The organism is Neisseria sp. P0006.S009, from assembly GCF_051962915.1.
GTDB lineage: Bacteria > Pseudomonadota > Gammaproteobacteria > Burkholderiales > Neisseriaceae > Neisseria > Neisseria subflava_E.
Genome location: NZ_JBQCUV010000004.1, coordinates 21,158 through 37,267, shown reverse-complemented (window position 1 = coordinate 37,267; position 16,110 = coordinate 21,158). Strand labels below are relative to the sequence as shown.

At 49.4% G+C, this 16,110-nt stretch carries 11 protein-coding genes; 5 read left to right on the top strand and 6 right to left on the bottom strand.

Annotation, left to right across the window (positions count from 1 at the left end; genetic code table 11):
- Nucleotides 1-28: 28 nt before the first annotated feature.
- Nucleotides 29-739, bottom strand: coding sequence for a GrxB family glutaredoxin (locus ACTHTK_RS07930; RefSeq protein ID WP_107722964.1), 711 nt, complete (start codon nucleotides 737-739; stop codon nucleotides 29-31).
- Nucleotides 740-827: 88 nt separating this feature from the next.
- Here ACTHTK_RS07930 and ACTHTK_RS07925 point away from each other — a divergent pair, with 88 nt between their 5' ends.
- From ACTHTK_RS07925 to putA, 4 genes are all read left to right on the top strand, one after another.
- Nucleotides 828-3,041, top strand: coding sequence for a RelA/SpoT family protein (locus ACTHTK_RS07925; RefSeq protein ID WP_107722963.1), 2,214 nt, complete (start codon nucleotides 828-830; stop codon nucleotides 3,039-3,041).
- Between the two features lie 198 nt (nucleotides 3,042-3,239).
- Nucleotides 3,240-4,034, top strand: coding sequence for a formate/nitrite transporter family protein (locus ACTHTK_RS07920; RefSeq protein ID WP_107722961.1), 795 nt, complete (start codon nucleotides 3,240-3,242; stop codon nucleotides 4,032-4,034).
- Nucleotides 4,035-4,485: 451 nt separating this feature from the next.
- Complete coding sequence (gene putP / locus ACTHTK_RS07915) at nucleotides 4,486-6,012, top strand: sodium/proline symporter PutP (RefSeq protein WP_107722960.1); 1,527 nt, start codon at nucleotides 4,486-4,488, stop codon at nucleotides 6,010-6,012.
- 223 nt (nucleotides 6,013-6,235) lie between these two features.
- Nucleotides 6,236-9,841, top strand: coding sequence for a bifunctional proline dehydrogenase/L-glutamate gamma-semialdehyde dehydrogenase PutA (gene putA / locus ACTHTK_RS07910; RefSeq protein WP_107722959.1), 3,606 nt, complete (start codon nucleotides 6,236-6,238; stop codon nucleotides 9,839-9,841).
- Between the two features lie 58 nt (nucleotides 9,842-9,899).
- On the opposite strand, the gene nth is transcribed toward putA, so the two are convergent.
- From nth to ACTHTK_RS07890, 4 genes are all read right to left on the bottom strand, one after another.
- A complete protein-coding gene (gene nth, locus ACTHTK_RS07905; protein WP_049323145.1) occupies nucleotides 9,900-10,529 on the bottom strand; it encodes an endonuclease III in 630 nt (209 codons plus the stop codon).
- Between the two features lie 124 nt (nucleotides 10,530-10,653).
- Nucleotides 10,654-12,033, bottom strand: coding sequence for a Na+/H+ antiporter NhaC (nhaC, locus tag ACTHTK_RS07900; RefSeq protein WP_049344642.1), 1,380 nt, complete (start codon nucleotides 12,031-12,033; stop codon nucleotides 10,654-10,656).
- A 181-nt stretch (nucleotides 12,034-12,214) separates the two neighbouring features.
- Complete coding sequence (locus ACTHTK_RS07895) at nucleotides 12,215-12,838, bottom strand: alpha/beta fold hydrolase (RefSeq protein WP_107722958.1); 624 nt, start codon at nucleotides 12,836-12,838, stop codon at nucleotides 12,215-12,217.
- 92 nt (nucleotides 12,839-12,930) lie between these two features.
- Complete coding sequence (locus ACTHTK_RS07890; RefSeq protein ID WP_107722957.1) at nucleotides 12,931-14,154, bottom strand: sugar MFS transporter; 1,224 nt, start codon at nucleotides 14,152-14,154, stop codon at nucleotides 12,931-12,933.
- 274 nt (nucleotides 14,155-14,428) lie between these two features.
- Here ACTHTK_RS07890 and ACTHTK_RS07885 point away from each other — a divergent pair, with 274 nt between their 5' ends.
- Entirely contained in the window at nucleotides 14,429-14,842 is a 414-nt protein-coding gene (locus ACTHTK_RS07885) for a YqaA family protein (RefSeq protein ID WP_036493788.1), read from the top strand.
- A 64-nt stretch (nucleotides 14,843-14,906) separates the two neighbouring features.
- Here the strand turns inward: ACTHTK_RS07885 and ACTHTK_RS07880 are convergent, their stop codons facing one another.
- Nucleotides 14,907-16,100 (bottom strand): amino acid aminotransferase, encoded by a 1,194-nt coding sequence (locus ACTHTK_RS07880; RefSeq protein ID WP_440378139.1) that lies wholly within the window; start codon nucleotides 16,098-16,100, stop codon nucleotides 14,907-14,909.
- Nucleotides 16,101-16,110 lie beyond the last annotated feature (10 nt).

The following is a 16,110-nucleotide window of genomic DNA, read 5'->3' as shown; positions in this document are numbered from 1 at the left end:
ACGGCCTTTTTCATATTTCAAACATTCATTACAACGCGCGGTCAAAATACAAAGCTACGCCGGAACGCTCGCTCATCGCCAACAAATAATCCATCAATTTTTGCGGCCATTGAATACCGCGCACAACAGTCAGGTTGCGCAAAATAGGGAACGTCAGGATATCTTCCAAACTGATTTCACCGCCCAAGCCCTTGCCTTCGCACACCAGCGCTTCCAGCTCTGCCAAATCTTGATGCAGACGCTCCAGATATTGCGCCGTTTTGTTCAGATTAGTCTCGAAATTGCCGATACTTTTCTCTTTTTTGTCGATAAAATATTTTTTCGCTTCATCGGTCTCAAATTCAGGCAGGCCGATTTTGACCATGCGCGGCTGTACCAGTTTGTTATTGTATTCACCCACTTTATCCAACCAAGCCTGCACTTCTGGACGAACTTCTTCTTTCAGACGGCCTTGATCGATGTAACGGACAATATCCAAACTCTCGCCCATAAACGAACCGTCTTCTTTTTGCAAAATCGGTACTTGTTTTGAGCCAATCATGCCAATCGGCGTAGCTTCGTCATCGTTTGCTAAAACGACCTCTTCCACCGCCACATCGCGCAAGCCAAAAATCATCCGCGCACGGACGCAAAACGGGCAATGGTCGTAAATATACAGTTTCATCGAAATGCTCCTTAAAATTTCAAAACGGTTAACCATAACACCCAAGGCCGTCTGAAACAAGGCTTCCTGAAACATAGTGCCACATTCGCATACAAATCTAGGGCTATCGGCAATAAACTGTTACAATGGCAACGTTTTTATCAAAAAGAAAAAAACGCACGCCATGACCACTATTCGCCAAACGCCCCAAACATCGAGTGCAACGCTGGAAGGCCTCCTCGCTTGGTTCGACGGCTATGTTGCCGCGCTGCCCGATTCCGATAAAAACCTGATTCAGACGGCCTTTGACTTAGCTAAAGAACATTACCCCGCCGATGCACTAACGACTTACGGCGAGCCATTGCTGGAACATTTCCTCGGCTCGATGCAAATCGTCAGCGAACTTGACTTATTGCCCGATGCCGTGGCGGCTACGATTTTGTCCGACATCGGCAAATACGTTCCCACTTGGCAAGAATTGGTTGCCGAACGCTGCAACAGCACCGTTTGCGAGCTGGTCAAAGGCGTAGACGAAGTACAAAAACTGACCCAATTCGCACGCGTGGACAGCCTCGCCACGCCGGAAGAACGCGCCCAACAAGCCGAAACCATGCGTAAAATGCTGTTGGCAATGGTTACCGACATCCGCGTCGTCCTGATCAAACTGGCGATGCGCACGCGCACCCTCCAATTCTTAAGCAACGTTCCCGATAATCCTGAAAAGCGCGCCGTTGCCAAAGAAACCCTCGACATTTTTGCCCCGCTCGCCAACCGCTTGGGCGTGTGGCAACTCAAATGGCAGCTCGAAGATTTGGGCTTCCGCCATCAAGAGCCGGAAAAATACCGCGAAATCGCCCTGCTTTTGGACGAAAAACGCACCGAACGCCTCGAATACATCGAAAACTTCCTCAATATCCTGCGTACGGAACTGACAAAATACAATATTCATTTTGAAGTTGCCGGAAGACCGAAGCACATCTACTCCATTTACAAAAAAATGGTGAAGAAAAAGCTCACTTTCGACGGCCTGTTCGACATCCGTGCCGTACGGATTTTGGTGGACACCATTCCCGAGTGTTACACCACGCTGGGCATTGTCCACAGCCTCTGGCAGCCGATTCCGGGCGAGTTCGACGACTATATTGCCAACCCGAAAGGCAACGGCTATAAAAGTTTGCACACCGTCATCGTCGGCCCGGAAGACAAAGGCGTGGAAGTCCAAATCCGCACCTTCGACATGCACCAATTCAACGAATTCGGTGTTGCCGCCCACTGGCGTTATAAAGAAGGTGGCAAGGGTGATTCCGCCTATGAACAGAAAATCGCTTGGTTGCGCCAACTCCTAGACTGGCGCGAAAACATGGCCGAAAGCGGCAAAGAAGACCTTGCCGCCGCCTTCAAAACCGAACTTTTCAACGACACGATTTACGTTTTGACCCCGCACGGCAAAGTCCTCTCCCTGCCTACGGGCGCCACCCCGATTGACTTTGCCTACGCCCTGCACAGCAGCGTGGGCGACCGTTGCCGCGGTGCAAAAGTTGAAGGACAAATCGTACCGCTGTCAACGCCGTTGGAAAACGGTCAACGCGTTGAAATCATTACCGCCAAAGAGGGGAACCCTTCCGTCAACTGGCTCTATGAAGGCTGGGTCAAATCCAACCGCGCCATCAGTAAAATCCGTGCCTACATCCGCCAGCAAAATGCGGATACCGTGCGCGAAGAAGGCCGCGCCCAGTTGGACAAACAGTTGTCAAAAATCTTCCCCAAACCCAATCTGCAAGCATTGGCGGAAAAACTCGGCTTCAAAAAAACCGATGAACTTTATACAGCCATCGGTCAGGGCGAAGTTTCCAACCGCGCCATCCACAAAGCCTGCGGCGCTCTGAATGAGCCGCCTCCTGTACCGATTGATGAAACCAATATCGTCAAACAGTCTAAAATCAAAAAAGGTGGCAAAAACGGCATTTTGATTGACGGCGAAGACGGCCTGATGACCACGCTTGCCAAATGCTGCAAACCGGCACCTCCGGACGATATTGTGGGCTTTGTTACCCGCGACCGCGGCATTTCCGTTCACCGCTGCACCTGCCCTTCTTTCCGCCACCTTGCCGAGCAGGCGCCGGAAAAAGTGTTGAACGCAAGCTGGGCAGCCCTGCAAGAAGGACAAGTGTTTGCCGTCGATGTTGAAATCCGCGCCCAAGACCGCTCCGGTTTGCTTCGCGACGTTTCGGATGCGCTGGCGCGTCATAAACTTAACGTTACCGCGGTGCAAACCCAATCGCGCGATTTGGAAGCCAGCATGCGCTTTACCCTTGAAGTCCGCCAAGTCAACGACCTGCCGCGCGTATTAGCCAGTCTGGGCGACATCAAAGGCGTTTTAAGCGTAACGCGCTTATAATTCCCATTCCCCCATCTAAAGGCCGTCTGAAAGTATTGCTTTCAGACGGCCTTTCACACATCAACTGCCAATATATAACCTACGCTTCTATCCTTACAATCAGCCGTTATTTCCTGTCCGCCATATTCTCAGGCAAACTCGCCATCCGTATGATAAAGAAAGATATTTTTATTCTTATATTAACCTTAAGGAAACTTCATGGACACACGAGACCTGTTCCCTCATGAAATTTTGCAGGACGCCATCGGCAAAAGTTGCGCCAAATCTGAATTCAGCATCAAGATGTTGGTGATTTTGAGTTTTTTAGGCGGCGGCTATGTCGGCTTCGGCTATCTTGCCTGCCTGCGCGTCATCAGCGGCATTCCGGCTGAATGGAACGGCCTGGCCGCCCTTTTGGGCGCGTCCGTATTCCCGATTGCGCTGATTTGTATCTTAATCGGCGGCGGCGAGCTGGCAACAGGCAATATGATGATTATGGCTTTGGGCAGATTGACCGGCCGCGTCAGCACCTACAAACTGGTACGCAACTGGCTCATCGTCAGCTTGGGCAATCTGGCAGGCGCCGTTGCCATGGCCTATTTCCTCGGCCACTACGTCGGCCTGGCAGAAGGAGCGGCTACGGCTAAAACCATTGCCATCGCCGAAGCCAAAGTTAATATGGACTTTGGCCGTGCATTCGTTTCCGCTATCGCATGTAACTGGATGGTGTGCATGGGTATTTGGTTCTATTTCGGCTCACGCCATACTTCAGGCCGCATTTTGGCAACTTGGTTTCCGGTAATGATCTTCGTGTTAATCGGCTTTCAACATTTTGTTGCCAATATGTTCATCATTCCGGCCGGCATTTGGGCGGGCGCAAACGTCAGCTGGGGTCAATTTTTCTACAACATGATTCCCGTTTTCTTAGGCAACGTCCTGGGCGGATCATCCTTTGTCGCAGCCTCTTATCTCTTTGCTTACAAACACTTACTAAAAGACGATTTTTCTATTTAATGTAGTCTTTTTTCTAAAAACCCCGTATCTGCCCGACACAGATACGGGGGTTCTACACAGGGCCGTCTGAAAGTCCAAGTCGTTTAATTACTTTTTCTCTTTAATCCCCCAAAAACATCAGGAAAGATAGTTTCACACACTTTCCTTCGTCATCATCAGTAAAAATTTATATATTTTTATGTTTTTAAATGACTTAGCCAAAAAGCGGCATCAATTTCGAATAAAGGCTGAGTTCTTCGCTTTGCAAAAGCAACTTTTTGCGGTATGCTGGTTTAAATTATTTACAATTTAATGCATTAAGATTTCGTATTTTATTGTATTTGAAAATAATTTATCCTGTCTCTCTCGCAAAAAACAGGATTTTTAAGCTGTATTTTTATTAGAAAAAAGTTTGGGTATGAATTGCTTGCAATTTCAAACCCGTTTTAAAAGTTAGATGAGGAATAAGTACATGAATCCCATGTATATCACTTTCGCGATCTATTTGGTCGCCGTATTACTGATCGGCCTCGCCGCCTATTTTTCAACACGAAACTTCGACGACTACATTCTCGGCGGCCGCAGCTTAGGTCCGTTCGTGACCGCGATGTCTGCCGGTGCTTCCGATATGTCAGGTTGGCTTTTGATGGGCTTGCCAGGTGCCATTTACCTGAGCGGTTTGAATGAAGCTTGGATTGCCATTGGTCTGATTGTGGGTGCATACCTCAACTGGCTGTTGGTTGCAGGCCGTCTGCGCGTACATACCGAATACGCCAACAACGCGCTGACGCTTCCTGATTACTTCTTCCACCGCTTCGGTGCCGGCGGTCACTTGATGAAAGTGGTTTCTGCACTGATTATCTTGTTCTTCTTCACTATTTACTGTGCTTCAGGCATCGTAGCCGGTGCTACCCTATTCCAAAGCCTGTTCCACGGTATGTCTTACACTCAAGCTATGTGGTTGGGTGCCGGCGCGACCATCGCCTACACTTTCTTGGGCGGTTTCTTGGCCGTAAGCTGGACCGATACCCTGCAAGCTTCTTTGATGATTTTTGCATTAGTACTGACTCCTGTAATGGTGTACTTGGGTTTGGGCGGTGCAGATCAAATGAACGCTGCCATCCAACAAGTTGCCGCTTCTACCGGTAAGGAATACGGCAGCCTGTTTGCCGGTACTACTTTTATCGGCATTATCTCTACCGCCGCTTGGGGCTTAGGCTATTTCGGCCAACCACACATTTTGGCCCGTTTCATGGCTGCTGAAAGCGCTAAATCTCTGGTTTCAGCACGCCGTATCGGTATGACTTGGATGATTCTGTGTATGGCCGGTGCCGTGGCTGTCGGCTACTTCGGTATCGCTTACTTCGGTGCCAACCCTGCCCACGTTGATGAAATGAACGGCAACCACGAACGTATCTTCATCGCTTTGGCCACCCTGCTCTTCAACCCTTGGATTGCCGGTATCATCTTGAGCGCGATTCTCGCCGCCGTAATGTCCACCCTGTCTTGCCAATTGTTGGTTTGCTCCAGCGCGATTACCGAAGACTTCTACAAAGGCTTCCTGCGTAAAAAAGCACAACAAGCCGAGTTGGTATGGATTGGCCGTCTGATGGTTTTGGCGATTGCCGTGATTTCCATCCTGATTGCTTCTGATCCTAACAGCAAAGTATTGGGCTTGGTGGCTTACGCATGGGCAGGTTTTGGTGCCGCATTCGGTCCGGTTGTTATCCTGTCTGTACTGTGGAAACGCATTACTGCCTACGGCGCACTCTCCGGCATGATTGCAGGTGCACTGACTGTAGTAGTTTGGGCCGAGTGGATCAAAAAACCTGCTTTGGCCGCACAAGAAACAGGTTTCGCTACTGTCTATGAAATCGTTCCTGGCTTTATCATTTGCACACTCGTGATTGTTTTGGTGTCCCTGATCGACAAAAAACCTTCACGCGAATTACAAGAACGCTTTGAAAAAGCAGACGCGGAATACCGCGCCTCTAAATAAGACGTTTTCAGACGGCCTGCATGATTCCGTGCAGGCCGTCTTTACGACATAAACTGTTTCAAAATAATCTGAGCCTTATCAGAAAAAACAGCAATTTATGCGGATGCATCTTGTATCCGCATCATAATTTTATTACGATATTACTATCCTTCAGAATGCTTGTTTTGTCAGTCTTAATTCAGGCCGTCTGAAACCATGAAAAAACCTTTGGAGAACATAAATAATGTTTAACTTCGCTTTTCCAACACAAACTCCTCTGCGTCAAGCTGTAACTGATGCCTACCGCCGCGATGAAATCGAGGCTGTTCAGGATATGTTGCAACGTGCACAGATGACCGACGAAGAGCGCAATGCCGCCTCCGAGCTTGCCCGTCGTTTGGTTACCCAAGTCCGCTCCAGCCGCACCAAAGCAAGCGGCGTAGATGCCTTGATGCACGAATTCTCTCTCTCCAGTGAAGAAGGTGTTGCACTGATGTGTCTGGCCGAAGCCTTGCTGCGTATTCCGGACAATGCAACCCGCGACCGCCTGATTGCCGACAAAATCTCCGAAGGCAACTGGAAAAGCCACTTGAACAACAGCCCTTCCCTCTTCGTTAACGCGGCCGCATGGGGTCTGCTGATTACCGGCAAACTGACCGCGACAAACGACAAACAGATGAGTTCCGCATTGAGCCGTCTGATCAGCAAAGGCGGCGCGCCTCTGATCCGTCAAGGTGTGAACTACGCCATGCGCCTGTTGGGCAAACAGTTCGTAACCGGCCAAACCATTGAAGAAGCGCTGCAAAACGGTAAAGAGCGCGAGAAAATGGGTTACCGCTTCTCTTTCGATATGTTGGGTGAAGCCGCATACACCGAAGAAGATGCCAACCGCTACTACAACGACTACGTTCAAGCCATTCACGCCATCGGTAAAGATGCCGCAGGCCAAGGCGTTTACGAAGGCAACGGTATCTCCGTTAAACTTTCCGCCATCCACCCACGCTACTCACGCGCCCAACACGAACGCGTTATGAGCGAATTGTTGCCACGCCTGAAAGAATTGTTCCTTTTGGGTAAAAAATACGATATCGGTATCAACATCGATGCCGAAGAAGCTAACCGTCTCGAATTGTCTTTGGACTTGATGGAAGCTTTGGTTTCCGATCCTGACTTGGCCGGCTACAAAGGTATCGGTTTCGTTGTTCAAGCCTACCAAAAACGTTGCCCGTTCGTTATCGACTATCTGATCGACCTGGCACGCCGCAACAACCAAAAACTGATGATCCGTTTGGTGAAAGGCGCATACTGGGACAGCGAAGTGAAATGGGCTCAAGTAGACGGCATGGAAGGCTATCCGACTTACACCCGTAAAGTCCACACCGACATCTCCTACCTCGCCTGCGCACGCAAACTCTTGGATGCGCAAGATGCCGTGTTCCCACAATTTGCCACCCACAACGCCTATACTTTGGGCGCAATCTACCAAATGGGTAAAGGCAAAGACTTCGAACACCAATGTCTGCACGGCATGGGCGAAACCCTGTACGACCAAGTGGTCGGCCCGCAAAACTTAGGCCGCCGCGTACGCGTGTATGCCCCGGTCGGCACACACGAAACCCTGCTTGCCTACTTGGTACGCCGTCTGTTGGAAAACGGTGCGAACTCTTCTTTCGTGAACCAAATCGTTGACGAAAACATCAGCATCGACCGCCTGATTAAGAGCCCGTTCGACACCATCGCCGAACAAGGCATCCACCTGCATCCGGCATTGCCTCTGCCGCGCGATTTGTATGGCAAAAACCGTCTGAACTCCCAAGGCGTCGATTTCAGCAACGAAAACGTATTGCAAAACCTGCAAGAAAAACTCAACCAAGCTTCTTCCGAAGACTTCCACGCCGCTTCTATCGTCAATGGCGAAGCGCGTAACGTGGGCGAAGCTCAACCCGTCCGCAACCCTGCAGACCACAACGATGTTGTCGGCACTGTCAGCTTTGCCGATGCAGCCTTGGCTCAAGAAGCTATTGGTGCAGCCGTTGCCGCCCTGCCGGAGTGGAGCGCCAAACCTGCTTCAGAACGCGCCGACTGCCTGCGCCGTTTTGCCGATTTGTTGGAACAACACACGCCTGCATTGATGATGCTGGCCGTCCGCGAAGCCGGTAAAACCCTGAACAACGCCGTTGCCGAAGTACGCGAAGCCGTTGACTTCTGCCGCTACTATGCCAACGAAGCTGAGAACACCCTGCCTAAAGATGCCAAAGCTGTCGGCGCAATCGTTGCCATCAGCCCATGGAACTTCCCATTGGCCATCTTTACCGGCGAAGTGGTTTCTGCATTGGCAGCCGGTAACACCGTTATCGCCAAACCTGCCGAACAAACCAGCCTGATTGCTACTTACGCAGTTTCCCTGATGCATCAAGCTGGTATTCCGACTTCTGCGCTGCAACTCGTACTCGGCGCAGGCGATGTCGGCTCTGCCCTGACCGGCGATGCCCGCATCGGCGGCGTGATCTTTACCGGTTCTACCGAAGTAGCGCGCCTGATCAACAAAGCCCTGTCCAAACGCGACGACAGCCCTGTCCTGATTGCCGAGACCGGCGGTCAAAACGCGATGATCGTGGACTCTACCGCCCTGCCGGAACAAGTCTGCCTCGACGTATTGAACTCTGCCTTCGACAGCGCGGGCCAACGTTGTTCCGCCCTGCGTATCTTGTGTGTTCAAGAAGATGTTGCCGATAAAATGATCAACATCATCAAAGGCGCAATGGACGAGCTGGTTGTCGGCAAACCGACCCAACTGACCACAGACATCGGCCCTGTCATCGATGCTGAAGCCCAACAAAACCTGTTGGCCCACATCAACAAAATGAAAGGCGTAGCAAAGGCTTACCACGAAATCAAAACTGCCGCCGACGTTGATGACAACAACTCTACCTTCGTTCGTCCAATCCTGTTTGAATTGAATAACCTGAACGAGTTGCAACGCGAAGTGTTCGGTCCTGTACTGCACGTTGTCCGCTACCGCGCCAGCGAATTGGATCAACTCATCGACCAAATCAACGCCAAAGGCTATGCTCTGACCAGCGGTGTACACAGCCGTATCGAAGGCACTGTCGACCATATCCGCGACCGCATCGAAGCCGGTAACATCTACGTTAACCGCAACATCGTTGGTGCTGTTGTCGGCGTACAACCTTTCGGCGGTCACGGCTTGTCCGGTACCGGTCCAAAAGCAGGCGGTTCATTCTATCTGCAACGCCTGGTTCGTACTCCTGAATGGGTTGCCCCAACCCTCAGCCGAATCGGTCAAGCAGACGAAGACGCACTCAAACGTTTGGAAACCCTGGTTCACAAACTGCCGTTTAACGCAGAAGAGAAAAAAGCCGCAGCCGCAGCTTTGGGTCACGCCCGCGTCCGTACCCTGCGCAAAGCCGAAACCGTATTGGTCGGTCCGACCGGCGAACGCAACTCATTGAGCTGGCGCTCTCCAAAACGTGTTTGGGTACATGGCGGCAATCTGCTGCAAGCCTTCTCTGCCCTGACCGAGCTGGCAGCCGCAGGCATCCAAACCGTTGTTGAGCCTAACAGCCCGTTGGCTTCCTACTCAGCCGATTTGGACGGTTTGTTGCAAGTCAACAGCAAACCTGAAAACGCAGGCATCAGCCATGTTGCCGCTATCGAGCCTTTGAGCAGCGAGCGCAAACAAGAGTTGGCCGGCCGCGACGGTGCGCTCATCCGCATCCTGCCTTCCGAACAAGGTCTGGACATCCTGCAAGTATTTGAAGAAATTTCTTGCAGTATCAATACTACCGCTGCCGGTGGTAACGCCAGCCTGATGGCAGTTGCCGACTAATCGTAGCCAAATCAAAGGCCGTCTGAAATTCAGACGGCCTTTTTTTATCTGTTTTTATTTACATTTTTGCCGGATATTCGCACAAATCATTAATCAAACATTTGCTGCATTGCGGTTTCAAAGCCTTACATGTATAACGGCCGTGCAAAATCAACCAATGATGGGCATCCATCAAAAATTCTTTGGGAATAAAGCGCATCAGCTTGTCTTCAACTTCGCGCACATCCTTGCCGGGCGCGATTTTGGTGCGGTTGGCCACACGGAAAATATGGGTATCGACCGCCATAACAGGTTGCCCGAATGCAGTGTTCAACACCACATTGGCGGTTTTTCGGCCAACACCGGGCAAAGATTCCAAAGCCTCTCGGTCAGCAGGTACTTCGCCGTTGTATTTCTCCAGCAAAATACGGCATGTCTGCATGATGTGTTTGGATTTGGTTTTGTAGAGGCCTATGGTTTTGGTGTATTCCATCACGCCGTCCAACCCCAAATCCAACATAGCTTGCGGCGTATTGGCAACGGGAAAAAGTTTGGCAGTCGCTTTGTTCACGCCGACATCAGTTGCTTGCGCAGACAATAAAACGGCGATAAGCAGCTCAAACGGCGAGCTGAAATTCAACTCGGTAGTCGGATGAGGATTGGCAGCGCGGAAACGCTCGAAAATTTCTTGGCGGATTTGTTTGTTCATTGTTTGGATTATTTTTTTATTGGCGCAGCAATTATAGTGAAATCATGTTGATACGGCTACTTCAAGTAAAACAAGGCCGTCTGAAATTGTTTTCAGACGGCCTGATTATCAAACAGCCTACTGTTTATTTTTTACTCAAAGTCAACCCTGTCCAGCCAAACACCAGCGTCAGAGCCAAACTCAAGTAGCAGAAGAAGGCATAAGGCAGATATTCCCAAACAGGCACACCCAAGGCATGGCTGATGAATACGCCGCAGACGCTCCAAGGCACCAACGGGTTGATGACCGTACCCGCATCTTCCAGCGTACGGGCAAGGTTGCGCGAATGCAGGCCGAGTTTGTCATATACCGGCTTAAAGGTTTCGCCGGAAAGCAGGATACTTAAATATTGTTCGCCAATCAGGAAGTTGACGCCGACCGATGTCATGGCCACGCTGAAAGTAGCGCGTCCGGCATTGGTCAGGAACGCACGAATGGCTTCCAGCAAAGACGGAATCACACCAATGCTGAACAACAGGCCGCCCAAGCTCATGCCGAGTATCACGATGGTTTGCGTAAAGAACATGCTTTCTAAGCCACCGCGCGAAATCAAGCGGGCAATGTCTTTGAATGCTTCGCCTTCAAGTTTGTATCCGCTGTAAAACCACGCGCCCAGCTGTTTCAAATCAGGCGTACTGTGGAAGTAAGTCACAATCAGCGCCACCACAACGGTAAACAACATGGCCACAATGGCATTGACGCGCATCAGGGCGAGGACAACCAATAAAGCAAACGGAATCAGCGAGTAGGCATGCACCAAACCGGTTGCTTCCAATTGCGCGCGGAAAGCCTCGACGCTATTCATGTCATGCGCGGCAACATTGGGCAAGAGCCACAACATCAATGCCGCACTGATCAACCACGCAGGCACAGTGGTGTACATCATATTTTTGATGTGTTCGAACAAATCAATGCCAACAATCGAAGCGGAAATACCGGTCGTATCGGAAAGTGGCGACATTTTATCGCCAAAGAACGCACCCGACACAATCGCACCTGCCGTCATCGCCATATCGGCATGAAACGCAGCAGCCATACCCATAAATGCCACGCCGACAGTCGCACAAGTCGTCAAACTACTGCCGATGGAAATACCGATGATCGAGCAAAGCGCAAACGCCGAGAAATAAAAATAAGTCGGCGAAATCAATCCGAAACCGTAATACATCAGCGTCGGAATCGCACCACTCATCATCAGCGCGCTGACCATCAGGCCGATAAAGAAAAACAGATAAATCGCGCCCATGCCCTGCCCGACCGCGCCGATCATACCGTTTTGCATGTCTTGATATTTCAAGCCACGCATCAAACCGTACAAAAGCAAGACCACGATCGCCGTCACAATCGACATATGCGGCAGCCATTCAAGCGAAATAATCGTATAACCCATTGCCGCCACCAAAGCCAAGGCCACAGCGATGGCCTCAAAGCGCGGCATATTAAGTAAGGATTTGAAAGCAAACATTGTTCTTTGCCTTTTTAATAAGTATTTAACAGATTTTAGCATAACAGGCCGTCTGAAAAACCGGTTTCAGACGGCCTGTTGATTATTTTACGAAAACAACGCTCACAAATCCTTGCCATTTTCTTTAAAATAAACGAATTATTTAAAATAAAATATTTTTTTAATTAAAATAAATGGAATTTTATTGCTTTTTAAAACGTCCATCATGTAAAAATGCCACTACTTGTTCGACCGTTTTACGGTTGAACAGCATACCGCTATGGCTGACAGGTAAAACGACATGATCGCGCATATTCGGACAATGCGTTTCGCTGACCAAAACCGTACCATCATGTTCGCCATGCAAACCTAAAACACGGCCCAGACCATACGGTTTGTTACCGGCGATACTGCCCAGCTCAACACCCTCTGGCAACTCAGGCATACTGCCGTCCAATGCCCCTTTGTAAGAGCCGCCCAATACCGGCTTTTGCAAACCCAAATTGAGCACACGTTGCGCGGCACGGCTGCCTTGATGCGGCGTACCCATGGTAACGATACGGCCGCTGACTTTATCCGGATATGCCGCTGCAAAATTGCGTAAGACCAACCCGCCCAAACTATGGCCGACAAAGTGCAGCGTTTCATCAGCATGGTTCTCATCAATCCATCGCGCCAAGTCCTCAACATGCCGATTCATTGAGTGCAACACACTGCAATAATCGAACAGCACAACTTCAAAACCTTCTTGTTCCAGCAAATACGCCAGCGGTCTCATGACCCACGAATGCATGTGCAAGCCATGCAGCAAAATGATTTTGGCCATTTTTTCCTCCTGTCATTTAAATCATTATGCCACAAAGTAAAAAGGCCGTCTGAAATCCCATAAGGTTTCAGACGGCCTGTTATCAGGATAGATTATTCATCAGCTTTGTAGCCTTTTATAGCAAAGAAGACGATATAGACATAACAAATCGCTGATACAACGAAAGAAATCATCAAACCGTAAGTATCCGCTGCCCAACCTTGTACCACAGGCACAACCGCACCGCCGACAATCGCAGTACACAATACGCCGGAAGCGCTGCTGGTAAATCGACCCAGACCTTTGGTTGCCAAAGAGAAAATGGTTGGGAACATGATCGAATTGAAGAAGCCGATGGCCAACAATGCCCACATTGCAACATCTGCACTGGCTTTACCTGCCAACATAGCAACGCCCAACAAGGCAACAGCAGCAGTAGCGTTAAATGCCAAATAGCGGTTAGGCGCAATTTTTGCCATGATAGCAGAGCCTAAGAAGCGACCGACCATTGCACCGCCCCAGTAGAACGACAAATATTTCGCGGCAGATGCGTGATCCAAACCTTTCAGATAGCCCAACACGCTGACCAATAAAGAACCGATGGATACTTCCGCACCGACATAACAGAAAATACCGGCCGCACCAAAAACCAAATGACGGTATTGCCATACGCTGTGTTTGCCATCATGGTTGTGTTCGCTCTCTTCTTCAGCAATTTTGTTTGCGTTAGGCAGACGAATCATTTTGACGAATACAGCCAAAATAATCAGCAGACCGGCCAAACCTAAATATGGAATTTGAACAGAAGAAATTTGCTCGGCTTTGCTGACAGTTTGTGTTGCATCAGCCAAAATCAGGAATGCGCCGATTTGCGGAGCAATGGTCGTACCCAAAGAGTTAAATGCCTGAACCAAAGTCAGTGTTGCAGATTCTTTACCCGGTTTGGACAGCAAAGTCACATAAGGGTTACCCGCTACTTGCAACAGGGTTACACCTGAAGCCAAAATAAACAATGCACCCAAAAAAGTTGCATAAGAATGACTACCGGCTGCAGGATAGAAGAGCAGACAGCCGATGGCGGTCAATACGAAGCCGCTAATCACGCCGTTTTTATAGCCGATTTTGCCGACCAAATAGCCCATCGGAATCGACATAATCGCATAAGCGGTAAAGAAACAGAATTGAATCAGCATCGCCTGAACATAAGTTAGGTCGAAAATATCTTTCAAATGCGGAATCAAAATATCGTTCATGCAGGTAATGAAACCCATCATGAAAAAGAGTGTGGTTAGGACAACCAGTGCAGGAGTATGATTTTGTTGTGAATGCGCAGACATGATTTGCCTTTCGTTTTGTTAAGATTTGCTGGAAAAATGAGCTTGAATCAGTTCATTAAACTTAACACCCATTAACAGCCGCCCGTATCATACTGATAATCCGTCACTTTGAAAACTATTTTCTAACAGCCGACTACATTATCCTTCAGTCGTTTAATTTTAAAAATTTCAATAATATTGGATTTATCTTTTATTAGATTAAAAAATAAAGGCATAATCCTCTTATTAAACCTATTATTTCTTTTTTACAATATCACTTGATGCAACTCAAAACATGCCCCCTCTTTACGCTTACCTTGCCCTGATTGCTTCTGCTTTCACTTCAGCCACACTACTTCCGGGTACATCCGAGGCGGCATACGCCGCATTTGTGTACCAATATCCGCAACATGCCCTCGGCGCATGTTTGTGTGCCGGTTTGGCGAATGGCTTGGGCAGTATGGTTTCGTATTACATGGGCAGAATGTTTCCGGCCAAGAAAAGGCCGTCTGAAAAAGTATTGGCGCGTATACAAAGATGGGGGATTTGGCCGCTATTGTTCGCATGGTTGCCGATTATCGGCGATGCACTCCCCCTTGCCGCAGGCTGGCTCAGGCTCAATGCTTTGCATTGCGCCATCATTCTGATTACAGGCAAACTGCTGCGCTATGCCATGATTTATTGGGGAATGAACGCAGTTGCCGGATAAGCTTACAAGTCAAAAATAAAGGCCGTCTGAATGATTCAGACGGCCTTTGCCTTTAATTCGACAATTACAAGACTTTCACAATGCTTTCGCACAGGTAGTCGATGTTGTCATCGGTAATACCTGCAACATTAATGCGGCCGGAGCGGACGGCATAAATGGCAAACTCGTTTTTCAAACGGTCAACTTGTTCGGGAGTCAAGCCGCTGAAAGAGAACATACCGTTTTGTTCGATAATGAAATCAAAATCTTGGGTTGCACCTTTGGCTTTGAGCAACTCGACAAATTTTTGGCGCATGGCTTTGATGCGGCCACGCATTTCATCGAGTTCGGCAATCCATTGTGCTTTCAAATCATCATTTTTCAACACCAGCGCAATGGTGTTCGCACCGTGTGAAGCCGGGTTGGAATACAAGGTGCGGATGATGGTTTTGACTTGGCTGTGGGCGCGGGCTGCTGTTTCTTCATCTCCGGCCACCAAAGTGAACGCACCGACACGCTCGTTGTACATACCGAAGTTTTTGGAATAAGAGCTGGCAATCAGCAATTCTGTATTGTGTTTCAAGAACACGCGCAAGCCGTAGGCATCTTCTTCCAAGCCATTGCCGAAGCCTTGGTAGGCAAAATCAAACAGTGGCAACCAGCCTTTTTCGGCAGAAAGTTTTGCCAAAGTTTCCCATTGTTCGGGCGTAGGGTCGATGCCGGTAGGGTTGTGGCAGCAGCCGTGCAGCAGGACGATGTCGCCTTTTTGCGCTTGGCTCAAGTCTTCAATCATGCCGTCCCAATCCAAACCATGTTTGGCGGCATCATAGTAGCGATAAGGTTTGTCTTGGATACCGACCGCTTTGGCGATGGCATTGTGGTTTGGCCAAGTCGGATTGGAAATCCAGATGGTTTGCGCGTTCAACTGGCGTTTGACAAATTCGGCCGCAATGCGCAATGCACCTGTACCGCCAAGGCTTTGCGCTGTTTTGGCGCGACGGCTGGCAATGATTTCGTGGTCTTTACCAAACAGCAGAATTTGGGTTTGCTCGTTGTAGTCGGCAACGCCGTCGATGGTCAGGTAGTTTTTGGTTGTTTCACTTTCCAACAGGCGTTTTTCAGCCTCTTTGACGGCTTTGACAATAGGCGTCGCGCCGGATGCGTCTTTGTACACGCCGATACCGAGATTGACTTTCTCCGGACGGGTTTCGGCTTTAAACGCCTCGCCCAAACCTAAAATCGGATCAGCAGGAGCAGCTTCGATATGCTTGAAGAACATGATTTTTCTC